We start from the raw sequence: 21,773 nt of genomic DNA, 5'->3' as shown, positions 1-21,773 counted from the left end.
TGTGTCCGACCCCACCGCATTCGCCGCCACCGCCGCAGACTCCGTTCCCGATCAGGACCTGCTGATCGACTTCACCGATGTCTCGCTCACGCGAGACGGCCGCACGCTGGTGGGGCCGATCGACTGGCGCGTCGAACTCGACGAGCGCTGGGTGGTGATCGGGCCCAACGGCGCCGGCAAGACCTCCCTGATGCGGCTCGCGTCGGCGCAGGTCTTCCCGACCGCGGGCACCGCGCACATCCTCGGCGAGGTGCTGGGCAAGACGGTGGTGCAGGACCTCACCGCCCGGATCGGCGTGTGCTCGGCCGCGCTCGCGCAGCGCGTCCCCGACGACGAGCTGGTGACCGACCTCGTGGTCTCCGCCGGGTACGCCGTCCTCGGACGCTGGCGGGAGAAGTACGACGAGGTCGACATCGGCCGCGCCGTCGACGTCCTGGAATCGATGGGCGCCGAGCACCTGGCGAACCGGCGGTTCGGGACGCTGTCCGAGGGGGAGCGCAAGCGGGTGCTCATCGCCCGCGCGCTGATGACCGACCCCGAACTCATGCTGCTCGACGAGCCGGCCGCCGGACTCGACCTCGGTGGCCGTGAGGAGCTGGTGGCCCGGCTCGACACGCTCGCGCACGATCCCGACGCCCCGGCCACCGTGCTGGTGACGCACCACGTGGAGGAGATCCCGCCGGGCTTCACACACGCACTGTTGCTCAAGGAGGGCGGCGTGGTGGCGCAGGGACTGCTGGAGGACGTGCTCACGGCGGAGGTGCTCTCGGAGACCTTCAGCCAGCGCATCCTGTTGGACGAGGTGGACGGCCGGTACTTCGCGCGCCGGGCCTCGCGTCCCGGTCGGCGGAGGCTGCAGGCATGAGCGGCAACGGGGCCGACCACCGGCGCGATCTTCCCGATGTGCCGATCCGGCCGGCGGCCACCGTCGTGCTGCTGCGCACCGCACCGTCGGGCCTGGAGGTCTTCCTGCAGCGCCGCGCCAGCGGGATGGAGTTCGCGCCGGACGTGACAGTGTTCCCCGGCGGCGGTATCGAACCCGGTGACGACGGCGACCTCACGGTGACCGCGGCGCGCGAGACGCAGGAGGAGTGCGGTGTGCGTCTCGACCCGGACGCCTTGGTGCCGCTGTCGCGGTGGGTCACACCGCCCGGTCGGCCCCGCCGGTACGACACGATGTTCTACCTCGCGGCCCTGCCCGCGGGGCAGGAGGCGGACTGCCGCACCACGGAGGCGGTCTCGGCCGGCTGGTCGAGCCCGCGCGCCGCGATCGAGGCGTGGTCGGCGGGCGAGCACAAGCTGATGGCGCCCACCTATTCGCAGCTGTTCCAGTTGCTGCCCTTCGATACCGCGGAGGACGCGCTCGGGTGGGCCGCGGAGGGCGCTGACCTGACCCCCGTCGAGATGATCAAGGGACGCCCGGACGACCGCAGGTTCCCGGGCTGGGCCGAGTACGCGGCTGGCTCCACCCACTATTGAGCGGCACGGTAACGTCCGGTGCATGACTGAATTCGTGACCCTGGACACCAGCGACGAGCACCCCGGCATCGGCACCATCCGGCTCAACCGGCCGCCGATGAACGCGATCAACTCGCAGGTGCAGGACGAGCTCATCGCGCTCGCCGCCGAGGTCAACAAGCGCGACGACATCAAGGCCGTCGTGGTGTACGGCGGTCCCAAGGTGTTCGCCGCCGGCGCCGACATCAAGGAGATGCAGGCGATGGGCTACACCGATATGAGCGAGGCCATCGCCCGCCTACAGGGCGGCCTCTCGGCGATCGCGTCGATCACCAAGCCCACCGTCGCGGCCATCACCGGCTACGCGCTCGGCGGCGGCCTGGAGGTGGCGCTCGGCGCCGATCGCCGCATCGTGGGCGACAACGCCAAGGTGGGCGTCCCGGAGATCCTGCTCGGCGTGATCCCGGGCGGCGGCGGCACCCAGCGCCTGGCGCGCCTGGTGGGCCCCGCGAAGGCCAAGGACATGGTCTTCACCGGCCGCTTCGTGGACGCGGAGGAGGCGCTGCAGATCGGCCTGGTCGATCAGGTGGTGGCGCCCGATGACGTCTACAACGCCGCCCTGACCTGGGCGAAGCAGTTCACCGGGGCCGCCTCGCAGGCGCTGCGCGCCGCCAAGCAGGCCATCGATCAGGGCCTGGACACGGATCTGAACACCGGCCTGGCCATCGAGCGGCACCTGTTCGCCGGCCTGTTCGCCACGGAGGACCGCACCATCGGCATGACCTCCTTCGTCGAGAACGGGCCGGGTAAGGCGAAGTTCGTCGGTAAGTAGCGGGGGAGGACCGCCCGGCGGAACGGTTTGGGCCGTACCTGACCGGGCGGTAACCTTGCCTGGAAATTCTTCGAAAGGCTCGTATGACCGACCAGCAGCCGGCCCCGAACCCGCACGCCACGGCGGACGAGGTTCAAGCCGCATTCTCCGATACGAAGCTCGCCCAGGTGCTGTACCACGACTGGGAGGCCGAGACCTACGACGAGAAGTGGCACATCAGCTTCGACGAGCGGTGCATCGACTACGCCCGTGAGCGCTTCGAGGCGGCCACCGGCGGGGAGAACGAGAAGCCCTACGGCCGCGCCCTGGAGCTGGGCTGCGGCACCGGCTTCTTCCTGCTCAACCTGATGTCGGCGGGCGTGGCCGAGACCGGTTCGGTGACCGACCTCTCGCCCGGCATGGTGAAGGTGGCGCTCCGCAACGGCGAGGCCCTGGGGCACCAGGTGGACGGCCGCGTGGCCGACGCCGAGACCATCCCGTACGAGGACGACACCTTCGACCTCGTGGTGGGCCACGCGGTGCTGCACCACATCCCCGATGTGGAGCAGTCGCTGCGCGAGGTGCTGCGCGTGCTCAAGCCCGGCGGCCGGTTCGTCTTCGCAGGCGAGCCCACCACCATCGGCGATTTCTACGCACGCTGGCTGGGACGCCTCACCTGGGCGGCCACCACCAACCTCACGAAGCTGCCCTTCCTCGCCGATTGGCGCCGCCCGCAGGCCGAGCTCGACGAGTCCTCGCGCGCCGCGGCGCTCGAGGCCGTGGTCGATATCCACACCTTCGACCCGGACGAGATGGAGGCCATGGCGGCCCGCGCCGGCGCAGTGAACGTGGAGGCCACCACCGACGAGTTCACCGCCGCCTTCCTGGGCTGGCCGGTGCGCACCTTCGAGGCGGCCGTGCCGCCGGAGAAGCTGGGCTTCGGCTGGGCCGGGTTCGCCTTCGGCGGCTGGAAGAAGCTGTCGGCGTTGGATGAGAACGTGCTGCGCCGCGTGGTGCCGCGCAAGTTCTTCTACAACCTGGCGATCACGGGTACCAAGCCCGAGTAGGTGGACAGGGCGGGCCTCGACTTCCTGCGCACGCCGGACGGTGCCGCAGCGCTCGCGGCGGCGGACCGCCTGGCTCTCTCGGATGCCTCGCTGATCGGGGATGTGGCCACGGTCCGCGGTATCGCGGGCGAGCACGCCCCGGCGGTGATCGAGCAGGTCCGCGCGCGCCGCCGCGCCGCGGCCAAGCTCGGCGATGTGGCGGGCTGGCTACTCACCGATGAGGCGGTGCAGCAGGCCACGCCGTCGGCGGTGGCCGAGCATCGCGCGCGCCGCTTGGCGTGGCTGTCGGTGCACGATGTCACGTGCTCGATCGGCACCGAGCTGCACGCGCTGGTGCAGGTGTGCCCCCGGGTGGTGGGCAGTGATCTCGACCCGTTGCGGGCACGGATGGCGCAGCACAACGTGCCGCGCGCCCTGGTCTTCGTGGCCGATGCGCTCACCCCGTCCTCGACCGCCGATGTGGTGATCGCCGATCCGGCACGGCGCGCGGGCGGCCGGCGGATCGTGGATCCGGAGCAGATGTCGCCGGCGCTCTCGGAGCTGCGCGCGGCGTACGCGGGCCGGTCACTGGCGGTGAAGACGGCGCCCGGGATCGACTACGAGGGATTGCGCCGCAAGGGTTTCGACGGCGAGGTGGAGATCGTCTCGCTCGACGGCGGTGTCCGCGAGGCCTGCCTGTGGTCGGGTCCGGTCGCGGTCCCCGGGCTCACCCGTGCGACGGTGCTCCGCGGTTCCGGCGGCTTCGAGGTCTTCTCCAACGACCCGCACGATGTGGATCCGGGGGAGCCCGGGCGGTTCCTCATCGAGCCCGACGGTGCGGTGATCCGGGCCGGCCTGGTGCGGCACTACGCGGCCAAACACGATCTGTGGCAGATCGATCCGCACATCGCCTATCTCACCGGCGATGCGGTGCCCGACGGTGAGCGGGGCTTCGAGATCCTCGACCGGCTCAAGTTCACCGAGAAATCGCTGCGCGCCGAGCTGCGGGCGCGCGATGTGGGCGCCGTCGAGATCCTCACCCGCGGAGCGGGAGTCGATCCCGATGTGCTGCGCAAGAAGCTCAAACTCGAGGGATCGCAGTCGATCACGGTGGTGATCACGCGGATCGGCCGCGAGGTGGTCGCGTTCCTGACCCGGCCGACGCGTTAGAGCACGCGGAGCTGCGGGAAGGCGAGCATATCGTCGAAGATGTTCATCGCCACCGGATCCACTGTGACGGTCGCCGCGTCGCCGGTGAACAGCTCCAGGACCTTCTTCTCGAGCGCCTGGGACTCGGCATTCTCGTCGGCGGCCTGCTCGACCAGCCGATAGCCCAGGGTCGAGTGAAAGGTGTACGTGTCGAAGCCCTTCGTCGACATCTGCAGCAGGTCCTGCATGCGGCGCCGGAAGTCGCGCAGAGCGGTCTCGGTGGCGGCGTCGACGCTCGCGAGTTTGAGGCCGAAGCCCTTGGAGAGCGGCTGGACGAGGCCGTCCACGCGCATCGTGATCGGCCGCGGCGCAGTGATGTTCGCGCGGGAGACCGCGTCGAGAACCGCGAGGTGCGCCGCCTGCATGTCTTTTCCGGCGAGCCATGCGGGCCAGTCGGGCGTACCCAGCTGGCTCTGGTTGACGCCCTCGAACACCGTCATGTGCATGCTGTTGTGCGGTAGCAGCGCGAAGTGGTCGCGGAAGCGGGATTCGCGGACGAGGCGCTGCGCCTGGTTCTCGGCGCGGAAGAAGGCGGAGTTCTGCGGGATCGGGCTGACGAAGGTGTTGCCCGTGAACCGCTGGGCATTGCCCTCGATGTCCCATTTCTTGCCGGGACCGGCGGCCAGCGGGGTGCGCCCGTCCACGGGGTACGGGGCCTCCGAGGCGGCGGAGGGGGTCGATTCCTTGCCGCCGCCGCAGCCGGCGAGGGTCGCTCCGGCGCCGGCGACGAGGAGCCCCGCGAGCGCTGTTCGTCGGTCGATTCCAGGCGTATGGGTCCGCATGCGATCGCACACTACGACCTTTCGATGTGGCGCGTGCCAATACGTGGGGCCGCCCAGGTGAAGTGTGAGTGCCGGGCGGAGGTCCGAAGAACAGCCGGGGATGCCACGATGGACCGCATGCACGAGTCGCGCCGCTCCGATGTCGAGATGTTCCACGTCATGGACGTGCTGGCCGCAGCGGCACGGCGGCGGGAGACCCACGGCGATGTGATCTCGCTGGCGGCGGGACAGCCCAGTGCGGGCGCGCCGAAGCCGGTGCTCGCAGCCGCGCATGCCGCGCTCGACGCCGGATCGCTCGGCTACACCGAGTCGATGGGTATCGCGCCGCTGCGGGAGACCATCGCCGCGCACTACGGGCGCACCTACGGCGTGGACGTGGCGCCGGAGGCGGTGGCCGTGACCACCGGATCGTCGGGCGCCTTCACGCTGGTCTTCCTCGCGGCCTTCGACGCGGGCGACACCGTGGTGATGGCGCGGCCGGGCTACCCCGCCTACCGGAACACGTTGAAGGCCTTGGGCTGCACCGTGGTCGAGCTCGATTGCGGCGCGGATACGCGCTATCAGCCCACCGTCGCGATGCTGGAGGCCCTGCCCGAGCCGCCGAAGGGGCTCATCGTGGCCAGCCCCGCGAACCCGACCGGGACGATCCTGGCACCGTCGGAACTGGCCGATCTGGCGCGCTGGTGCGAGGCGCACGGCACCCTGCTCATCTCCGATGAGATCTACCACGGCATCAGCTACGGCCGGCCCACCTCGTGCGCGTGGGAGACCTCGCGCGAGCAGGTGGTGATGGGGTCGGTGTCGAAGTACTTCGCGATGACCGGGTGGCGGCTGGGCTGGATGCTGCTGCCCGAGTATCTGCGCCGGCCGGTCGAACGGCTCACCGCGAACATGACCATCTGCCCGCCCGCGATCAGCCAGTACGCGGCAGTGGCGGCCTTCTCCGACGAGTCGCGAGCCGAACTCGACGCACATGTGGCCGGGTACGCGCGCAACCGGGAACTGGTGCTCGCCGGGCTCGCGGACCTCGGTGTCACCGAGCTCGCGCCCCCCGACGGTGCGTTCTACGCCTACGCCGACATCGGCCACCTCACGGACGATTCCCTCGCGTGGTGCGCGGCCGTGCTCGACGAGACGGGGGTGGCGATCACCCCGGGCCTGGATTTCGATACGGCCCGGGGTGATCGCACCATCCGGCTCAGCTTCGCCGGTGCGACTTCCGAGATCGAAGAGGCACTGCGCCGGCTGCAGCCGGTGTTCCGGCGCTGAGCGCGATTACGCCGTGAGCGCGCGGCGCAGGGCGAGCACAGCGAGATCGATGCCCGCCTGGGCGCCGTGGGTGGGACGGAGGTCGTTGAGCATCAGGAAGTCGTGGATGACGCCGCCCACGCGCACGGCGGTCACCTCGTTGCCGGCCTCACGGAGCTTGGCGGCGTAGGCCTCGCCACCGTCGCGCAGCACATCGGCCTCGGCGGTGATGACGGTGGCCGGCGGCAGGCCGGTGAGCTGCTCGATCGTCGCGTTCAGCGGTGAGGCGAAGATCTCGGCGCGCTGGGCCTCGTCGGTCGTGTACTGATCCCAGAACCACTGCATGGCATCCCGGCGCAGGAAGTAGCCCTCCGCGAACTCGTGATACGACGCGGTCTCGAAGTTCGCGTCCACCACCGGGTACAGCAGCACCTGTGCGGCCAGCTTCACGTCACCGCGGGCCTTGGCCTGCAGGGCGAGCACGGCGGACATGTCGCCGCCCACCGAATCGCCGGCCACGGCGATCCGCGTGCCGTCGAGGTTCTTCTCGGCACCGGAGTTCACGACCCACTGCGCCACCGCGTAGTTCTGCTCGATCGCGATCGGGTACCGCGCCTCGGGGGAGAGGTCGTACTCCGGGAAGACCGCGGCCGCTCCGGTTCCCACGACGAGCTCGCGAACGAGGCGGTCGTGCGTGTGGGCGTTGCCGAACACCCAGCCGGCGCCGTGGATGAAGAAGATCACCGGCAGTACACCGGTCGCGCCCTTCGGACGCACGATGCGGGTACGCACCTCGCCGGTGGGGCCGCCGGACACGGTGATCCACTCCTCGTCGACCTCGGGGAGGACGACGCCCTCACCGGACTGCACCTGGTCGACGGTCGCGCGGCCCTCGACGGGGCCCAGGTCGAACAGGTAGGGCGGGTTGGCCGTGGCCTCGGAGAAGGCGCGGGCGGCGGGCTCGAGGGTGACGCTCATGGTGGGTCCTCCTTGTCGGTGACGTTGAGAACGATCGTTCTCAGCGATGTCTGCTACTGTAGGGGAACGATCGTTCTCGCGCAAGGGGTGGATACGAATGGACGCGCAACTGCAGCGTGACGCCGTTCTGGAGGCGGCGGAGAAGCTGTTCTACGGCAAGGGAATACAGGCCGTGGGCATGGACGAGATCCGCACCGCCGCAGGCGTCTCCCTCAAGGCGATCTACAAGCTCTTCCCCTCGAAGGACGTGCTCGTGGCAGAGGTGCTCGCCATCCGCGATCGGCGGTGGACCGACGGCCTGCACAAGTACGTCGCCCGTGCGTCCGACTCCGAGGCGAAGGTGCTCGCCGTCTTCGACTGGCTCGACGAGATGTTCGCCGAGAACGACTTCCGCGGGTGCTCGTTCATCAACAGCTACGGCGAGCTCGGTGCCACGTCACCGACGGTGGCCCAGGCGGCGCAGCACAACAAATCCTGCTACCAGGACGAGGTCAACGCATTGGTCGCCGATGCCGGACTGCCGCGCAGCGTCGCGGTGCAGATCGGCCTGCTCACCGAGGGTGCGCTGGCCACCGCCGCCATCCTCGGGCCGGACGGCGTGGCCGACGGTGCGCGGCAGGCCGCGAAGGTGTTGATCGACGCGCAGCGCTGACTATCCCAGCGTGTAGTCCTGGAAGTCGCCCTTCGATCCGACGGTGGCCACCGTGAACCGGGAGGCGCCGTTCGGGTCCCGCACCGGAGTGTGCAGCGTGACGCCGACGGTCCGCGTCTGGGTCCCGCCGCTCGCGCAGTCGGGCTCGCAGGTCTTCGTCGTGAGCGTGCCGGAACCGGTGGCGGTGTCGTTGGCCCAGCTGTCCCAGGTGATCCCCGAGACGACGGCGCCCGCGTCCGCGCAGGCGAGGACGAGTTCGCTCGGCCGCACGGCCGGGCTGCCGTCGCAGGTCTTGATCGACGTGGTCTGAGGCGCGGGGGCCGCGCCGCCCGTCGCGCCGCCCGTCGCGCCGCCCGCCGCGGTGGCCGTCCCGGGCTTCGCCGTGCCCGTGCTCGCCTGGGTCGCCTGCGACGAGGTGGCGTTCGCCGGGGTGCTATCGCCGGCTGAGGAGTCCTTGTTCGAGCATCCGGCCACGATGAACAGTGCGGTGATCAGGCAGAGAATTCGTCGCGACATCGGCAGCCTCCTGATGGCTCGGATCGCGGCCCGGGCGGGACGCATTGCGGGCCACGGTATCGCGGGATTGCACACCCGCTATGCCCTCAGCGGCCTTCCTTACCGTGTTGCGGCCATTGCGACAAAGCGGTGGCTAAGCCGGGGCGGTGAGGATGCGCGGACCGTCTTCGGTGATGGCCACGGTGTGCTCGCTGTGCGCCGCGCGGGAACCATCGGCGGAACGCAGCGTCCAGCCGTCCGCATCGAACTTGATCTGATCGGTGGTGGCGCAGAACCAGGGCTCCAGCGCCAGGGTGGTGCCGGTCTGCAGCAGCATCCCCTTGCGCGGCTTGCCGACGTTCGGCACGTGCGGGTCCTCGTGCATGGTGCGCCCCAGGCCGTGCCCGCCGAACTGGGTGTTCACCGGGTAGCCGTACTTCTTGGCCACCTGCCCGATGGCGGCGGAGACGGTGCCGAGCCTGGTGCCCGGGCGCATCTCGTCGATCGCCGCGTCGAGCGCCACCCGGGTGGCCTCGATCAGCCGCGTGTCCTCCTCGCGGGCGGTGCCCACGCTCACGCTGCGGGCGGCATCGGCCACCCAGCCGTCGATCGACACGGCGATGTCCACGGTGAGCAGATCTCCGTCCTCGAAGACGTACTCGTGCGGAAGGCCGTGCAGGCAGGCGTCATTGACCGACAGGCAGGTGACGTTGCGGAACGGGCCGCTGCCGAACGACGGTGCGTAGTCCCAGTAGCAGGACTGTGCGCCGCGGTCGTCGATCATCTTCCGGGCCCGGTACTCCAGCTCCATGAGATTCATGCCGGGTTCGGCCATCGTGGTGAGCTGCTCCAGCAGTTCCGCGATGAATGCGCCCGTGGTGCGCATCTTCTCGATCTCGGCCGGGGTCTTGAGCTCCATCATGGTATTAAAATACCACGGGTTATCCGGTGCGGCCGAACCGCTCCGCGCCCACGTACTCCTCCGCCAGCGCGGCGAGCGGCTCGTCCAGCACTGCGGCGAGCGCGACCACGGTGCCGAAGGCGGGGGTGGCCATCCGGCCGGTCTCGATCTTGCGCAGCGTCTCCGGGGAGATCCCGGCAGCGCCGGCCACCTCGTCGAGCCGACGAGCACCACGCGCCTCCCGCAGCCGCGCCCCGAGGCGCCGACCTGCGGCGATCTGTTCGGGGGTGAGGGGCTGCCGGACCATGTGTCCAGCTTAAACCCCCGTGGGCGGATCAGTTCTTGGCGACGCTGTCGCCGGTGCGGCGACCGGAGGTGAAGGCGTACACCTCGCCCTGATTGCCGACCGTCACCAGCTCACCGTCGGGCCCGATCGAGACGCCGGAGGTGGACTTGACGCCGTCCGGCAGATCGAAGGTGCGCAGCGTGGTGCCGGTGTCGGTGCGGAACTCGACGAGCTTGGTCTGCACGCCCGCCCACGAGCGGGTCACCGCGTAGCCAATGCCGCCGCGGATCTGCGTGACCGGAGAGACCATCGCGACATCGGTGCGCTTGAACACTTCACGCACACCGTCGCCCTGGTCCTGGAGCGCCACGAAGGGGGTGCGCTGCAGGCCGGGGGCCGCGGGGATGATGGTGCCGTCGGGGGAGACCGAGGGTGGCACCGAGGTCTGATACCCCAGATCGTGCGTCCACTTGGTGGCACCGGTCTGCGCGTCCAGCGCGGCGAGCTTCTTCGAGCGCAGATTCACGTACAGGGTCTTACGGTCCGCGGACAGCGCGGGGGAGCCGATCACGCCGTCGGCGATGTCCTTGCGCTCCCAGGCGTAGCGCAGATCGTGCCGGGAGCCGCCGTCCTTGCCGTAATCGACCGCCATCACCTTCGACGGTGCGCCCGCGGGCGAGACCACGATGTAGGCGCGCTGGGCGGCGGTGTCCACGGCGGGCGGCCCGGAGACCGGGCAGCCGGGGCCACTCGTCGGGCAGTCGGCGAGCCCGCCGCCGTTGTCGTCGGCCGAGACCTTCGGGACCAGGCCGATCGAGGCGCCGGCGGCGACACCGTCGTGCGAGTTCACCAGCACCATCTGGCCGAGGTGGGTCACGGCCAGCACCGTGTTGTCGCCGGCCAGCTTGATCCACAGCGGGGTGCCCGCGGTGGGATAACGCCAGCGCACCTGGTTGTCGGGGTTGAAGGTGTACAGCCAGCCGGGGACACCGAGGTAGGTGTACTCGAACTGATCGACCACCGGCGTCTGCAGATCGGCACCCGGGGCGTCACGGCGGCAGTAGGTCTTGCGGCCCACGGTCAGTTCCAGGCTGAACGTGGTGCACCCGGTCTCGGGCCGGGCAGTCACCGAGACCACGCCGCGGTTCGAGATGGCGGCCTGCGCGAGGTTCGGCCCGGCGAGCGGACGGTTCCACGCCGGGACCAGGCTCTCCGCGGCGGAGCGATCGGCGTAGGAGTTGTTCCGGGAATCGCCGTACATGCCCGGCCACGCGGCCGAATCGTCGGCGAAGACCCAGGTGTTGTCGGGTGCGCAGGACGCGAGGACCGCGGTGGCAGCCACCGTCGCGCCCAGCATCAGGGCGCGCCTACCCAACCGCATGTCTCTCCTTCTCGCCGGCGTCTCGCCGACCGTGGCACCGTCAATCGCCCCACAGACTATCGCGGTGGCCGTGCGGGACCGCCGGGACGCACCGCCCGATAGGCTTCCCCGTTATGACGAGCATGTGGAACGCCCCGTATCGGACGCGCTGGCGGCACGCGCGATCGGCCGACACGCAGGCACGGTTCCTGACCCTCGCCTCGCTGCGCTGGGTGTTGAAGAACAAGGCGTACACCCCCTGGTACCTGGTGCGCTACCTCCGCCTCGCGAAGTTCCGGATCGCGAACCCGCACATCATCCTCAAGGGCATGGTCTTCCTCGGCAAGAACGTGGAGATCCATGCCACGCCGGGCCTCGGCCGGATGGAGATCGGCCGCTGGGTGCACATCGGCGATTCCAACAAGATCCGCTGCCACGAGGGTTCGCTGCGGATCGGCGACAAGTCGGTGTTCGGCCGCGACAACGTGGTCAACTGCTACCTCGACATCGAATTCGGCCCCGCCTCACTGGTGGCCGACTGGTGCTACATCTGCGATTTCGACCACAAGATGGACGACATCCACATCCCGATCAAGGACCAGGGCATCATCAAGGGCCCGGTGCGGATCGGCGGCGACACCTGGGTGGGGACGAAGGTCACCGTGACCCGCAACACCCTGATCGGCCACGGCAGCGTGCTCGGCGCGCACGCCGTGGTGCGCGGGGAGATTCCGCCCTACTCGATCGCCGTCGGTTCGCCGGCCAAGGTGGTCAAGAACCGCAAGGAGATGTGGGACGCGAGCGTGGCCGAGCGAGCGGAGCTCGAGCGCGCCTTGGCCGATATCGAGCGGAAGAAGGCCGAGGCCCGCGGCCTGCCCCAGGACGACTAGAGCTCGTAAAAGGGCTGCGCGTAGCGGAACTCGCCGGTGAGGTCGTGCGAGTACGCCGTGAGGGCGCGCGCCATGAACGCCTCGCCCGCCCACTCGGCCACATCCGGCCGGATGCCCAGCCCCTCGGCGGGAACGAAGCCGAACCGCGGGTAGTAGTCCGCGTGCCCGAGCAGCACCACGAGGGCCTCGCCGAGCGCATCGGCGGCCCCGAGCGCGGCGTGCATGAGCGCCGAACCGGTGCCGCTCGCCTGGACGTCGGCGCGCACACCCAGGGGGCCGAGCGCCAGCACGGGACGCCCGTCGACGGTGCCGCGGGTGAGGCAGACGTGCCCGGTGACGGCGCCGTCGGCCTCCGCGACGAGTGAGAGTTCCGGGATCCATGCGGTCGAATCCCGCAGTGCGGCGACCAGTCCCACCTCGACCGGCTCGGCGGAGCCGGCGGGAGCCATCGATGCGAAGGCGCTGCGGTGGACATCGCCGATCGCGCTGATATCGCCGGGCAGCTCCTGCCGGATCAGCACGCGATCACGCCTCGTCGACGATGGCCCGGATGCGCGGCGAGACCGGCGCGAAGACATCGAGCACACCGATGGCGCGCAACTGAGGAACCGCCTCGGACAGTGCCTGCTTCAGCTCGGCAGCCTCCGGCGCGTCGTCCGGGAGCTCGTCGAAGCGCTGCGCGTTCCGCACGAACGCGGCGACGGTGCCCTTGCGGAGCGCCATACCGCCGAAATCGGCCGTGTTCTGATCATCGGGGAGAACGTCTTCCGGGCGAACACTCATGCCGCCCACGCTACACCGGGTTGGTGGGGTCCCGTTCCGGCAGCGGACGCTCGTCGATCACGCGGCGGCCCAAGGGGTTCCGGGGCCGGCGCTTCGCGGCGAGGTAGACCTGCGCGGTCTCGGAGGCGACCGCCTCCCAGGTGAGGGCCTCCACCTCGGTGCGTGCCGCCGCGGCCCAGCGATGCGCCGACAACGGATCGTCGAGCACCCCGCGGATGGCGGCGGTGAGACCGGCCACGTCGGCGGGGTCGACGGAGACGCCCGTCTCGCCCGGCCGGATGAAATCGGCCAGGCCGCCCGCGGTGGTGGCGATGATCGGAATGCCCGTCGCGGCGCCCTCCAGCGCGACGATGCCGAAGGGCTCGTACCGCGAGGGGATCACCAGCGCATCGGCCGAATGCAGCTGTGCGACCAGCTCATCGTGGTCGAGCGCACCGGTGAACTGCACGGCCCGCATCACCTTCTGCTCACGCGCCACCTCGCGCAGCCACTCGGCCTGGGTACCGTCGCCCGCGATGGTGAGGGTGGTGCCGGGGTGCGTGCGCCGCACCCGCGCCAGCGCGGCGACCAGGTCCTGCACGCCCTTCTCGTACTCCAGCCGGCCCACGTACAGCAGCCGCGGCGGACCGGGCCGGGCGGCGATCGTGGCGCGGTCGCGGTACGGCCACAGCTCCACGTCGATGCCGTTGGCGATGGTGTGCAGCTGCGCGATCCCGGGGCCGAACAGGCGGTTCACCTCGTCGGACATCGACCGCGAGCAGGTGATCACGGCGTCGGCCTCGTTGGCGAGCCACCACTCCGTGGAGTGCACCTGACGGTTCACCGGCCCCGATACCCAGCCGCTGTGCCGGCCGGCCTCGGTGGCGTGGATGGTGGCGACCAGCGGCGCGTCGAAGGCCTCGGCGAGCCCGACCGCGGCGTGCGCGGCGAGCCAGTCGTGCGCGTGCACCACGTCGGGCACCCAGGGACGCCCGACGGTGCCCGCGCCGTGCCCGGCGTCTTCGCCCGCAGTGGGATTGAACCCGGCCAGGCGGAGCCCGGCGCGCAGCATCGAGTGCCCCATCGAGAGCACCCACGGCATCATGTCGGTGCCGAACTCCAGCGCGAGCGGGTCCTCGGCGGCCATGATCACGCGGATCCCGTCGAGGCGCTGATCAGTGGTCGGGTTGCTGCGCGGGTCGGTGCCGGTGGGCTGGCGCGAGAGCACCACCACGTCGTGGCCCTGGTCGCGCAGTTGCAGCGCGAGGTGGTGCACGTGGCGGCCGAGGCCGCCGACCACCACGGGCGGGTACTCCCAGGAGACGAGCAGGACACGCATCAGAATCCTCCCAGCGGCGCCGGGAGGCGCCGGGCGTCGAGGCCGGGGAACGGATCGTCGGCCTGTCGCCAGCCCCGGGCCAGCGATTCGGCGCGCGCCTCGTCGCCGCGCTCGGCGGCCTCGGCGATCTCACGCAGGGCGTGCGCGTGCTTGTAGGCCCGATCACGGGCGTAACCGGCCGCCGTGTCCTTGGAGACCATGAAGGGCCAGTCGGACTGCAGGCACATCAGGGCCTCGGTGAGCACCTGATCGCTGACTCGGTCGCGCTGGCGGCCCGCGCGCTTGTCCAGGACCCGCAGCGTGGTGGTGGTGATGTCCTCGTTGAGCTCGACGAACTCACGGACCTGCGGGCCCTCCCAGACCCGCCAGTCCTTACCGGAACCCCACGAGCTGGCGGCGATCTCACGGGGCTCGCCCACGTAGCCCGCCGCCATGGCCGAACGCAACGTGCCCACCCGCACGCCCGCCTCGGGCAGGGCCCGTAGGACGCGCTCCAGCCAGATCGGGCCCTCGTACCACCAGTGCCCGAACAGCTCGGTGTCGAAGGCGGCCACCACCAGCGCGTCGCGCCCGATGCGCCCGCTCTCGGTGCGCAGCCGGGCGACCACGGTGTCCACGAAATCGGCGACGTGCTTGTCGATCGCGGCGTCCGCGAGCTCCGGGTCGTACGGCGCCTTGTCCTTCTCCGCCACGTTCTTCCCGGTCACCCGGCTCGGCTTGAGACCCGTCGAGTGGTCGTGCGCGTAGAAATCGCGGTAGGCGGCGTGACCGGGATAGCCGGACTTGGGCGACCACACCCGGTAGCTCACCGGCAGATCGCGCCCGAAGGCCAGCACCGTGGAATCGCCGACCGGACGGGCGAGAGCGGTATCGCCGCCCAGCGTGGGCCCGTCGACCATGAAGTGGGTAACGCCCGCAGCCTGGTATCCCCGTTCCATACCGGGCGCGTACGCGCATTCGGGCGCCCAGATGCCGCCGGGCTCCTGGCCCAGCCGCGACCGGCCGTACGCCAGGCCCTCGCGGAGCGAGAGCTCGCGCAGGCGCGGGTGCAGCAGGGGCTGGAACGGGTGCGCCAGGGGACCGCCGAGCAGTTCGACGGTGCCCGCGTCGGCCAGGCGGCGCAGCACCGGGGTGCCGCCGTGCCGCCACTGCGTCTCGAACAGCTCCAGCGCGTGCGCGGAGTTGCGGTGTTCGCGCGCACCGAGTTCCGCTGCTGCGGGCCGGCCCGAGAGCGCGGCCTCGTGCGAGCGCAACTGCCAATCGCCGAGCCACTGGTGCATGGCGTGCAGGCAATAGGGATCGTCGAGCTGGGCGGCCAGGATCGGGGTGATGCCCAGGGTGAGCTGGTCGGTGCGTCCCTCCGCGGCGAGACGGTCGAGCACCTCGGCGACCCGCAGATAGGACGCCGCCCAGGACTGGTACAGCCATTCCTCGCCCACCGGCCACGCGCCGTGGTGCGCGAGCCAGGGCAGGTGCGAATGCAGGACGAAGGCGATCATCCCGGGTTCGCGGCTGCTGGTCACGGCGTGGGCTTCCGGGCGTAGAAGAACAGGTCGAGGCTGTCGGGGGCGTCGGCGCGCAGGTCGAAGTCGGTGGCCGCCACCGCGGCCACATCGCGCGAGAGCTCCTCGGGCCAGGGCTCGCCCGCCAGCGACCGCTCGATCTGGGCGTCGATGAAGCTGCCGCCGTGGCGGCGGTCCAGTTCGGCCAGCCGCTCGCCGTGGTACACGCCGAGCTTCTCGGTGACCTCGAGGCCCGCGTCCTCCAGCAGCTCGACGAGCTCGGCGGAGTTCAGTTCCCGGGTGTGGAAGGGGTTGAGCGGGGTGTCGCGGCCGGGGGAGAAGGTGACCCGGTTCGGCGTGGAGATCGCGAGCTCGCCTCCGGGGCGCAGGATGCGGGTCACCTCGCGGAGGAACTGCGGCTGGTCCCAGAGGTGTTCGATCACCTGGAAGTTGACCACCGCGTCGACGGAGGCATCGTCCAGCGGGAGCTCGGCGAGATTGCCGTGCAGCATCGTCACCTGCGGGTAGTTCGAGCGCACGTGCGCGACGGCCGCCTCGTCGTAGTCGAGTGCGGTGACCGTGGCGCCGGCGTCGGCGAGCATCGCGGCGCCATAGCCCTCGCCGCTCCCGGCCTCGAACACGGTGCGGTCCGCGTACCGGTCGGCGATCGCCAGGTACGCGATCTCGTGCCGGCGGAACCAGTAGTTCTCCTCGGGGATGCCGGGAACCGTCCGCTCGCCGGTCAAGGGCAGCGCGTCACACATTCTGTCGAGCCTAGTCTTCTTCGTCGGGTGGGCCAGCCCACATGGACAGTTACTGTCCGGTAACTTACTCTGGCGTTAAACAGTGCCGTGAGGCGGTGCTAAGTTCGAGTGGCTTAGCCTGCGGTGGGGCGAGGTTCTGATGCCCCGACGGCAGTGTGAGAATGTGCCCTACGAGTATCCGATGATCCAGGAGGTCGACGAAGACCAATGACGAACGTAGTCGTACTGATCAAGCAGGTCCCTGACACCTACTCCGAGCGCAAGCTCACCGACGGTGATTACACCCTCGATCGCGAGTCGGCCGACGCCGTCCTCGACGAGATCAACGAGCGCGCCGTTGAGCAGGCGCTCCAGATCAAGGAGGCCGACGGCGGCGAGGTGACCGTGCTCTCGCTCGGCCCCGCCAGCGCGACCGACGCGATCCGCAAGGCGCTGTCGATGGGTGCCGATAAGGCCGTTCACGTGCAGGACGACGCCGCGCACGGCTCGGACGCCATCCAGACCGCGTGGATCCTGGCCCGCGCGCTCGGCACCATCGAGGGCGTCGAGCTCGTCATCGCCGGCAACGAGGCCACCGACGGCCGCGTCGGCGCCGTGCCCGCGATCCTGGCCGAGTACCTCGGCCTGCCGCAGCTCACCCACCTGCGCAGCCTGACCGTCGACGGTCAGAGCCTCAAGGGTGAGCGCGAGACCGACGAGGGCGTCTTCGAGGTCGAGTCCTCGCTGCCCGCCATCGTCTCGGTGAACGAGAAGATCAACGAGCCCCGCTTCCCCTCCTTCAAGGGCATCATGGCCGCGAAGAAGAAGGAAGTGAACGTGCTCACCCTCGCCGAGATCGGCGTGGAGAACGACGAGGTGGGCGGCGCCAACGCCGGCAGCCAGGTTTCGGGTGTCACCCCGAAGCCGCCGAAGGCCGCGGGCGAGAAGGTCACCGACGAGGGCGACGGCGGAAGCAAGGTCGCGCAGTTCCTCATCGGCCAGAAGATCATCTAAGACCCCCTCACACTAAGGAGAGAATCCGATATGGCAGACGTACTCGTTCTCGTCGAGCAGGCTGAGGGCAAGATCAAGAAGGTCACGGCCGAGCTGCTGACCGCCGCCAAGGCGCTGGGTGAGCCCGCCGCCGTCGTCGTGGGCGCCCCCGGCACCACCGACGCGATCGCCGACCAGCTCAAGGCCGCCGGCGCCGCCAAGATCTACCGCGCGGAGTCGGCCGACGCCGACAACTACCTCGTGACCCCCAAGGTCGATGTGCTCGCCGCACTGGCCGAGAACGGCGCCGCAGCCGTGCTCACCGCCGCGACCTTCGAGGGCAAGGAGGTGTCGGGCCGCCTCGCCGCGCGCCTCGGCTCCGGCCTGCTGGTCGACGTCATCGAGGTCAAGCCCGCCGGTGCCGGCGTCCACTCGATCTTCGGTGGTGCCTTCACCGTCGAGGCTCAGGCCGGCGGCGACGTCCCGGTGTACTCGGTGCGCCCCGGCGCCATCGAGGCCGACGGCCAGGCCGGTGCCGGTGAGATCGTCGACGCGGAGGTTCCGGCCCCCGCCGAGAACGCCGTGAAGATCACCGCCAAGCACCCCGTGACCGGCGGCAGCCGCCCGGAGCTCACCGAGGCCTCGATCGTGGTTTCCGGTGGCCGTGGTGTGGGCTCGGCCGACAAGTTCTCGGTCGTCGAGGAGCTCGCCGACGCGCTCGGTGCCGCCGTGGGCGCCTCGCGTGCCGCGGTCGACTCGGGCTACTACCCGGGCCAGTTCCAGGTCGGCCAGACCGGCAAGACCGTGTCGCCGCAGCTGTACATCGCCCTGGGCATCTCGGGCGCCATCCAGCACCGCGCCGGCATGCAGACCTCGAAGACCATCGTGGCCGTCAACAAGGACGAAGAGGCCCCGATCTTCGAGATCGCCGACTACGGCATCGTGGGCGACCTGTTCGACGTCGCCCCGCAGCTCACCGAGGCCGTCAAGGCTCACAAGGGCTGACACCCGCTGCACGTCGACGAGCCCCGTCCGGTACGCCGGACGGGGCTCGTTCGTGCCGTGCCCCCACCGATCGGCCGGGGTATTGCATCCGATCGGGTCCGAGTCGTCGCTCCCCGACGGATGCGGCTGCACGCCGCGGGCAACCAGGATTGATCGCATCACCGACATCGGTTCGGTGGGCGACTTCCGATTGGGGCTGACGATGCACGCAGAGGACTCCGACCTACACGGCACTCCCGGTGGACCGGACCGCCGGGACCGACGCGGCGTGGACCGTCGCCGCTTCCTCCTCGGCCTGGGCGTCGTGGCTGGCGCCGGCGCGCTCGCCGCATGTGGGGCCTCGGGAACGTCCGGCGGACCGTCGACCGCGCGGAAGCCGTACAGCGCGCTGACCGGGCCGGACATGTCGGGATCCGCGCCGGGCGTGCGTGCGCAGGACGATCTCTTCCGCCACGTCAACGGCGGGTGGTACGACCGCTATCAGCTTCCCGCGGACAAGGTTTCGACCGGCGCCATGGAGGAGTTGGGGGACAAGGTCGAGCAGCAGCTCAAGGAGATCATCGAGTCGATCCGCGACCCCAAATCGGGCAGCGAGGAGGCGAAGATCCGCGACGTCTACCGCGCGTTCATGGACGTCGGCGCGATCGACTCGGCGGGGATCGAGCCGATCCGGCCGATGCTGGCGGCGATCGACTCCGCCGCAGACAAGACGGCGCTGTTCGATGTCGTCGGAGCGCAACAGCGGACCGACGGCGGGTGGGGTGTGGTCACGCTCATGATCGGGCCGGACTCGAAGAACTCGTCACGGAACATCGTCACAGTGGCTCCCGGTGGGGGCGGGCTGGAAAAGGTGCAGTACACCGATCCGAACAGTCAGAAGGTCCGCGACGACTACCGCGCCTACCTCCGCAAGATCGCCGAGTTGGCGGGGCTGCCCGATCCCGAGGGCGCGGCCAACCGCGTGTTCGCCTTCGAGACCAGGATGGCCGCCGCGCTCTGGGACAACGAGAAGTACCGCGACGTGGACGCCACGTACAACGTGTACCAGTGGCCGCAGCTCACGGACCTGGCACCGGGCTTCGACTGGGCCCGCTGGCGTGATCTCCAGGGCGTCAAACCGGAGGCGTCGAAGGATCTCGTGGTGATGCAGCCCAGCTATCTCACCGCGGCGGCGCAGGCCTGGGCGGAGACGGATATCGCGACGCTCAAGGACTGTGCGCGGATCGGCATCGTCGGCTCGTACAGCGTGGTCCTGCCGCAGACCTTCGGCGATGCCCGGTTCGAGTTCACCAAAACCCTCCAGGGCACCGAGAAGCAGCCGGATCGGTGGAAGACCGCCGTGTCCATGGTCGATCAGATGGTCGGCGATGCGCTCGGCAAGCAGTACGTGAAGAAGCACTTCTCCGCCGATGCCAAGCGGCAGGTGGAGAAGCTGGTCGAGAATCTCAAGGCCGCGTATCGGGCGAGCCTCGAACGATCGACGTGGATGACACCGCCCACCCGCAGCGCGGCGATCGCCAAGCTGGACCAGATCACCACCAAGCTCGGTTACCCGGACAAGTGGGAGGACTACTCCGCGCTCCAGACCGATGGGAAGTCGGCGGCGGCCAACCTCCGGGCCGGAAGGAACTTCTACACCGCGCAGGATCTGGACTCCCTGACCAAGCCCGTCGACCGCTCCAAATGGGGCATGCTGCCGCAGACCGTGAACGCCTCGTACAACCCCACGAACAATGAGATCTGTTTTCCCGCAGCGATTCTGCAGGTGCCCTTCTTCTCTGCCGACAATCAGGCGGCCGTCAACTACGGCGCCATCGGCGCGATCATCGGTCACGAGATCGGCCACGCCTTCGACGACCAGGGATCGAAGTACGACGGGCAGGGCAACGTGAAGGACTGGTGGGCCCCCGCCGATCGCGCCGAATTCGATAAGCGCACCCAGGCCTTGATCGCCCAGTACAGCCAGCTGGTGCCGATCGGGCTCAGTCCGGAGAACAAGGTCAACGGGGCGATGACCGTCGGCGAGAACCTGTCCGATCTCGGTGGTCTGTCCATCGCCATCGACGCCTTCCGGATCGCGGTGCGCAATCGCGATGAGGGAACGGAGTTCGCGGACGCCACCAGCACCGCACCGTCGTCGGGCGCACCGTCGGGCGCGCCGTCGCCGGAGCCCTCCCTGGCTCCCTTGTTCCTCAGCTACGCCCGGTCCTGGCAGGGCAAGACCCGGCCCGAGGCGGCCAAGGAGTCGCTCACCTCGGCCGTGCACTCCCCGCCCGAGTTCCGGACCAACCAGGTGGTGAAGAACATCGACGCCTTCGCCGACACCTTCGGCGTCAAACCGGGCGACGGCGAGTGGCTTGACCCGAAGGACCGCGTCAAGCTCTGGTAGCCGCGGAATCGGTTGCGGCGCGGGCGAGGAGACTGCGCAGTGCCGCGGCCTCGTCGACGGACAACCGGGTACTGAGGTAGTCGTCCTCGGCGGTGCGGACCGCGAGCCGCACGCGGCGCTGGACGTCTTCGCCCGCCGCGGTGAGTGTGACAATCCGCCGGCGCGCATCGGCGGACTGCTCCCTGGCGACCAGCTCGCGGGCCTCCAAATCGCCGAGGTGCTTGCCGAGTCGGGTGGTGTCGCGGCCCGTCCGTCGCGATAGTTCCACCTGCGATACCGCGCCCCCGCGGGCGAGGGTGGTGAGGATCGCGTACTCCCACATCGATACCCCCGCCTCGCGCAGGATCGGCTCCTCGATGGCCATCAGCCGTCGGCCGAATAGCCCGGTGGACTCCGCGAGGTCCGGCTCGGGCGCGGTCTCCTCGGCTGCCATGAATCCTCCAGTTCGTCTACCGTGGTGCATTAAAATGCTCTACCGTGGTGCATGATGGTGTGCGGAACGCCGCACCGTCGGAACTCGAACCTACGGGGGTGTGCCATGGAATCGTCGGAACTGCAGCGTGCAGCGCAGGAATTCGCGGCGGTGGTATCGGAGGCGACCGATGCGGACCTCGCTGTTCGGGTGGGGGATCGCACGATCGGGGAGCTGCTTGAGCGCCTGTCCGACCGATCGGAGGCGCTCGCCGCGGAACTCGGTGCCCACGTGCCGCCGTCGGGTGGTGCCGTCGCGCCAGACCATTTCTACGGCGGCGGCCACGAGCGTCGATACCGGAGGGCAGCGCGACTGCTCGAGTCCGCGGCTGCGCACGCGGGCGCCGAGGGCGGAGAGAAGACCGCCGAGCTCGCCCGGGAGACGGCGTGCACCGCGGCCGCGGTGGCGAGCGCACTCGGACTGGGGGACTGACGCGGGACCGGGCGAACCGG

The 21,773-nt window shown here is 70.0% G+C and carries 24 protein-coding genes; 12 read left to right on the top strand and 12 right to left on the bottom strand.

Features of this window, described 5'->3' with window-relative positions; all coding sequences use genetic code 11:
- Position 1 precedes the first annotated feature (1 nt).
- From TTY48_RS02985 to TTY48_RS02965, 5 genes are all read left to right on the top strand, one after another.
- Positions 2–865: an ABC transporter ATP-binding protein gene (locus TTY48_RS02985; RefSeq protein WP_220656097.1), complete on the top strand. Its 864-nt coding sequence runs from the start codon at positions 2–4 to the stop codon at positions 863–865.
- Entirely contained in the window at positions 862–1,479 is a 618-nt protein-coding gene (locus tag TTY48_RS02980; RefSeq protein ID WP_220656096.1) for an NUDIX domain-containing protein, read from the top strand. The genes TTY48_RS02985 and TTY48_RS02980 overlap by 4 nt, the downstream gene beginning before the upstream one ends.
- Positions 1,480–1,501: 22 nt before the next feature.
- On the top strand, positions 1,502–2,290 hold the full coding sequence (locus TTY48_RS02975; RefSeq protein WP_220656095.1) for an enoyl-CoA hydratase/isomerase family protein: 789 nt from the start codon (positions 1,502–1,504) through the stop codon (positions 2,288–2,290).
- Between the two features lie 83 nt (positions 2,291–2,373).
- On the top strand, positions 2,374–3,336 hold the full coding sequence (locus TTY48_RS02970; RefSeq protein ID WP_220656094.1) for a class I SAM-dependent methyltransferase: 963 nt from the start codon (positions 2,374–2,376) through the stop codon (positions 3,334–3,336).
- Positions 3,337–4,485, top strand: coding sequence for a class I SAM-dependent methyltransferase (locus TTY48_RS02965; RefSeq protein WP_220656093.1), 1,149 nt, complete (start codon positions 3,337–3,339; stop codon positions 4,483–4,485).
- Here TTY48_RS02965 and TTY48_RS02960 read toward each other — a convergent pair.
- Complete coding sequence (locus TTY48_RS02960) at positions 4,482–5,306, bottom strand: DUF1868 domain-containing protein (RefSeq protein WP_220656092.1); 825 nt, start codon at positions 5,304–5,306, stop codon at positions 4,482–4,484. The genes TTY48_RS02965 and TTY48_RS02960 overlap by 4 nt on opposite strands.
- Positions 5,307–5,414: 108 nt before the next feature.
- Here TTY48_RS02960 and TTY48_RS02955 point away from each other — a divergent pair, with 108 nt between their 5' ends.
- Positions 5,415–6,575 carry a pyridoxal phosphate-dependent aminotransferase gene (locus TTY48_RS02955; protein WP_220656091.1) on the top strand — a complete coding sequence of 387 codons (1,161 nt, stop codon included), beginning with the start codon at positions 5,415–5,417 and terminating at the stop codon, positions 6,573–6,575.
- A gap of 6 nt (positions 6,576–6,581) precedes the next feature.
- Here the strand turns inward: TTY48_RS02955 and TTY48_RS02950 are convergent, their stop codons facing one another.
- The gene (locus tag TTY48_RS02950; RefSeq protein ID WP_220656090.1) at positions 6,582–7,532 is read right to left on the bottom strand and encodes an alpha/beta hydrolase; all 951 of its coding nucleotides are present in this window, start codon (positions 7,530–7,532) and stop codon (positions 6,582–6,584) included.
- A 97-nt stretch (positions 7,533–7,629) separates the two neighbouring features.
- Here TTY48_RS02950 and TTY48_RS02945 point away from each other — a divergent pair, with 97 nt between their 5' ends.
- Positions 7,630–8,184, top strand: coding sequence for a TetR/AcrR family transcriptional regulator (locus tag TTY48_RS02945; RefSeq protein ID WP_220656089.1), 555 nt, complete (start codon positions 7,630–7,632; stop codon positions 8,182–8,184).
- Here the strand turns inward: TTY48_RS02945 and TTY48_RS02940 are convergent, their stop codons facing one another.
- From TTY48_RS02940 to TTY48_RS02925, 4 genes are all read right to left on the bottom strand, one after another.
- Positions 8,185–8,700 (bottom strand): hypothetical protein, encoded by a 516-nt coding sequence (locus TTY48_RS02940; RefSeq protein ID WP_220656088.1) that lies wholly within the window; start codon positions 8,698–8,700, stop codon positions 8,185–8,187. It lies immediately after the preceding gene.
- A 133-nt stretch (positions 8,701–8,833) separates the two neighbouring features.
- Positions 8,834–9,601: a type I methionyl aminopeptidase gene (map, locus tag TTY48_RS02935; RefSeq protein WP_220656087.1), complete on the bottom strand. Its 768-nt coding sequence runs from the start codon at positions 9,599–9,601 to the stop codon at positions 8,834–8,836.
- A gap of 19 nt (positions 9,602–9,620) precedes the next feature.
- Positions 9,621–9,887: a helix-turn-helix domain-containing protein gene (locus TTY48_RS02930; RefSeq protein ID WP_220656086.1), complete on the bottom strand. Its 267-nt coding sequence runs from the start codon at positions 9,885–9,887 to the stop codon at positions 9,621–9,623.
- Positions 9,888–9,915: 28 nt separating this feature from the next.
- A complete protein-coding gene (locus TTY48_RS02925) occupies positions 9,916–11,247 on the bottom strand; it encodes a PQQ-binding-like beta-propeller repeat protein (RefSeq protein WP_220656085.1) in 1,332 nt (443 codons plus the stop codon).
- 113 nt (positions 11,248–11,360) lie between these two features.
- Here TTY48_RS02925 and TTY48_RS02920 point away from each other — a divergent pair, with 113 nt between their 5' ends.
- Positions 11,361–12,116 (top strand): acyltransferase, encoded by a 756-nt coding sequence (locus tag TTY48_RS02920; RefSeq protein ID WP_220656084.1) that lies wholly within the window; start codon positions 11,361–11,363, stop codon positions 12,114–12,116.
- Here the strand turns inward: TTY48_RS02920 and TTY48_RS02915 are convergent.
- The 5 genes from TTY48_RS02915 to TTY48_RS02895 are packed head-to-tail and all read right to left on the bottom strand — an operon-like array spanning position 12,113 to position 16,483.
- Positions 12,113–12,637: a GNAT family N-acetyltransferase gene (locus TTY48_RS02915; RefSeq protein ID WP_220656083.1), complete on the bottom strand. Its 525-nt coding sequence runs from the start codon at positions 12,635–12,637 to the stop codon at positions 12,113–12,115. The genes TTY48_RS02920 and TTY48_RS02915 overlap by 4 nt on opposite strands.
- 4 nt (positions 12,638–12,641) lie before the next feature.
- Complete coding sequence (locus TTY48_RS02910) at positions 12,642–12,899, bottom strand: hypothetical protein (protein ID WP_220656082.1); 258 nt, start codon at positions 12,897–12,899, stop codon at positions 12,642–12,644.
- Positions 12,900–12,909: 10 nt separating this feature from the next.
- Entirely contained in the window at positions 12,910–14,217 is a 1,308-nt protein-coding gene (locus TTY48_RS02905; RefSeq protein WP_220656081.1) for a glycosyltransferase family 4 protein, read from the bottom strand.
- Complete coding sequence (locus TTY48_RS02900; RefSeq protein WP_220658420.1) at positions 14,217–15,716, bottom strand: glycoside hydrolase family 57 protein; 1,500 nt, start codon at positions 15,714–15,716, stop codon at positions 14,217–14,219. The genes TTY48_RS02905 and TTY48_RS02900 overlap by 1 nt, the downstream gene beginning before the upstream one ends.
- Before the next feature lie 20 nt (positions 15,717–15,736).
- On the bottom strand, positions 15,737–16,483 hold the full coding sequence (locus TTY48_RS02895; RefSeq protein ID WP_220656080.1) for a bifunctional 2-polyprenyl-6-hydroxyphenol methylase/3-demethylubiquinol 3-O-methyltransferase UbiG: 747 nt from the start codon (positions 16,481–16,483) through the stop codon (positions 15,737–15,739).
- 207 nt (positions 16,484–16,690) lie between these two features.
- On the opposite strand from TTY48_RS02895, the gene TTY48_RS02890 reads away from it, so the two are divergent.
- The 3 genes from TTY48_RS02890 to TTY48_RS02880 all read left to right on the top strand — a co-directional run bounded on the left by TTY48_RS02890 (position 16,691) and on the right by TTY48_RS02880 (position 20,849).
- Positions 16,691–17,476: an electron transfer flavoprotein subunit beta/FixA family protein gene (locus tag TTY48_RS02890; protein WP_220656079.1), complete on the top strand. Its 786-nt coding sequence runs from the start codon at positions 16,691–16,693 to the stop codon at positions 17,474–17,476.
- A 30-nt stretch (positions 17,477–17,506) separates the two neighbouring features.
- Entirely contained in the window at positions 17,507–18,460 is a 954-nt protein-coding gene (locus tag TTY48_RS02885; RefSeq protein ID WP_220656078.1) for an electron transfer flavoprotein subunit alpha/FixB family protein, read from the top strand.
- Positions 18,461–18,662: 202 nt separating this feature from the next.
- Positions 18,663–20,849 carry a M13 family metallopeptidase gene (locus TTY48_RS02880; RefSeq protein WP_220656077.1) on the top strand — a complete coding sequence of 729 codons (2,187 nt, stop codon included), beginning with the start codon at positions 18,663–18,665 and terminating at the stop codon, positions 20,847–20,849.
- On the opposite strand, the gene TTY48_RS02875 is transcribed toward TTY48_RS02880, so the two are convergent.
- The gene (locus TTY48_RS02875) at positions 20,836–21,282 is read right to left on the bottom strand and encodes a MarR family winged helix-turn-helix transcriptional regulator (RefSeq protein WP_220656076.1); all 447 of its coding nucleotides are present in this window, start codon (positions 21,280–21,282) and stop codon (positions 20,836–20,838) included. The two genes, TTY48_RS02880 and TTY48_RS02875, sit on opposite strands and share 14 nt — an antisense overlap.
- Positions 21,283–21,387: 105 nt before the next feature.
- Here TTY48_RS02875 and TTY48_RS02870 point away from each other — a divergent pair, with 105 nt between their 5' ends.
- Positions 21,388–21,753: a hypothetical protein gene (locus TTY48_RS02870; protein ID WP_220656075.1), complete on the top strand. Its 366-nt coding sequence runs from the start codon at positions 21,388–21,390 to the stop codon at positions 21,751–21,753.
- Positions 21,754–21,773: the final 20 nt, after the last annotated feature.

Source organism: Tsukamurella sp. TY48 (assembly GCF_019656655.1).
Classification (GTDB): Bacteria; Actinomycetota; Actinomycetes; order Mycobacteriales; family Mycobacteriaceae; genus Tsukamurella; species Tsukamurella strandjordii.
The sequence above is the reverse complement of the archived record's forward strand: the minus strand, read 5'-3'. Positions and strand labels throughout refer to the sequence as shown.

Bases quoted from the DNA above. Each gene is read 5' to 3' on its own strand.
- TTY48_RS02980 (WP_220656096.1), top strand. From the start codon at position 862: ATGAGCGGCAACGGGGCCGACCACCGGCGCGATCTTCCCGATGTGCCG.
- TTY48_RS02975 (WP_220656095.1), top strand. From the start codon at position 1,502: ATGACTGAATTCGTGACCCTGGACACCAGCGACGAGCACCCCGGCATC.
- TTY48_RS02970 (WP_220656094.1), top strand. From the start codon at position 2,374: ATGACCGACCAGCAGCCGGCCCCGAACCCGCACGCCACGGCGGACGAG.
- TTY48_RS02960 (WP_220656092.1), bottom strand. From the start codon at position 5,306: ATGCGGACCCATACGCCTGGAATCGACCGACGAACAGCGCTCGCGGGG.
- TTY48_RS02955 (WP_220656091.1), top strand. From the start codon at position 5,415: ATGGACCGCATGCACGAGTCGCGCCGCTCCGATGTCGAGATGTTCCAC.
- TTY48_RS02950 (WP_220656090.1), bottom strand. From the start codon at position 7,532: ATGAGCGTCACCCTCGAGCCCGCCGCCCGCGCCTTCTCCGAGGCCACG.
- TTY48_RS02945 (WP_220656089.1), top strand. From the start codon at position 7,630: ATGGACGCGCAACTGCAGCGTGACGCCGTTCTGGAGGCGGCGGAGAAG.
- TTY48_RS02940 (WP_220656088.1), bottom strand. From the start codon at position 8,700: ATGTCGCGACGAATTCTCTGCCTGATCACCGCACTGTTCATCGTGGCC.
- map (WP_220656087.1), bottom strand. From the start codon at position 9,601: ATGATGGAGCTCAAGACCCCGGCCGAGATCGAGAAGATGCGCACCACG.
- TTY48_RS02930 (WP_220656086.1), bottom strand. From the start codon at position 9,887: ATGGTCCGGCAGCCCCTCACCCCCGAACAGATCGCCGCAGGTCGGCGC.
- TTY48_RS02925 (WP_220656085.1), bottom strand. From the start codon at position 11,247: ATGCGGTTGGGTAGGCGCGCCCTGATGCTGGGCGCGACGGTGGCTGCC.
- TTY48_RS02920 (WP_220656084.1), top strand. From the start codon at position 11,361: ATGACGAGCATGTGGAACGCCCCGTATCGGACGCGCTGGCGGCACGCG.
- TTY48_RS02910 (WP_220656082.1), bottom strand. From the start codon at position 12,899: ATGAGTGTTCGCCCGGAAGACGTTCTCCCCGATGATCAGAACACGGCC.
- TTY48_RS02905 (WP_220656081.1), bottom strand. From the start codon at position 14,217: ATGCGTGTCCTGCTCGTCTCCTGGGAGTACCCGCCCGTGGTGGTCGGC.
- TTY48_RS02900 (WP_220658420.1), bottom strand. From the start codon at position 15,716: ATGATCGCCTTCGTCCTGCATTCGCACCTGCCCTGGCTCGCGCACCAC.
- TTY48_RS02895 (WP_220656080.1), bottom strand. From the start codon at position 16,483: ATGTGTGACGCGCTGCCCTTGACCGGCGAGCGGACGGTTCCCGGCATC.
- TTY48_RS02890 (WP_220656079.1), top strand. From the start codon at position 16,691: ATGACGAACGTAGTCGTACTGATCAAGCAGGTCCCTGACACCTACTCC.
- TTY48_RS02885 (WP_220656078.1), top strand. From the start codon at position 17,507: ATGGCAGACGTACTCGTTCTCGTCGAGCAGGCTGAGGGCAAGATCAAG.
- TTY48_RS02880 (WP_220656077.1), top strand. From the start codon at position 18,663: ATGCACGCAGAGGACTCCGACCTACACGGCACTCCCGGTGGACCGGAC.
- TTY48_RS02875 (WP_220656076.1), bottom strand. From the start codon at position 21,282: ATGGCAGCCGAGGAGACCGCGCCCGAGCCGGACCTCGCGGAGTCCACC.
- TTY48_RS02870 (WP_220656075.1), top strand. From the start codon at position 21,388: ATGGAATCGTCGGAACTGCAGCGTGCAGCGCAGGAATTCGCGGCGGTG.